We start from the raw sequence: 825 nt of genomic DNA on the forward strand, positions 1-825 counted from the left end.
TTCTAAGCAGACTTTGACAATATTTTGTCTTGTACAGCTTAAATAATACTCGTACATTGTTTCTGTTATAGTGAAGAGGACATTTCTATGTCACTGCCAAGCCTGTTTCTAAGAATACAAGACCCCGCCCTCAAAGAGGCTATCGCTTCTTGTCAGGAATTACATAAGTTCCGTTTGTATGACACAGAAACGGACGATGATTGGATTGATCACTTCGTCGACGTTCAACCGGATGTCGCGATTGTCGAAGTGGCACATTTCACTCACGCTGATTACCAGCGACTTTCCGATATCGAAGCCATTTACGACATGGACTTAATCATCATCAGTTCAGGCGCGCCTAACGAGAACCTCGATAAACTGATGAACCTAGGTGCCATTTTTCACTACAGAAAACCCGTCGATCTCACTATCCTGTCTGATACGCTGACCGAAGTGAGCCAGTATTATCAACACAAGCAGGAGCAAGGACGTAAAGTCGCCACCAGCGATTTGGATCAATTTGGTTTGCTAGTTGGCTCATCTTCTCCGATGCACCAGCTGTACCGCATGATCCGCCGTGTCGCAAAAACCGAAGCCAACGTATTGATTGTCGGTGAAAGTGGCTCAGGTAAAGAGCTTGTGGCACAAACCATCCATCTCGCCAGCGAGCGCAAGCAGCAACCTTTTATTGCCATCAACTGTGGTGCCATTAGCCCAGAACTGGTCGATAGCGAACTGTTTGGCCACGAAAAAGGCGCATTTACTGGCGCGAACAAAACTCACCAAGGGGTATTTAAGCAAGCGGAAGGCGGCACGCTGTTTTTGGATGAAATTACGGAGATG

The 825-nt window shown here is 46.7% G+C and carries 1 protein-coding gene; it reads left to right on the forward strand.

Annotated elements, in window-relative coordinates; all coding sequences use genetic code 11:
• Window positions 1-87: 87 nt before the first annotated feature.
• Window positions 88-825: sigma-54-dependent transcriptional regulator (locus tag R7P74_RS25720; protein WP_318123478.1), on the forward strand; the 738-nt coding region annotated here is incomplete at its 3' end.

The organism is Vibrio sp. 2033 (assembly GCF_033339735.1).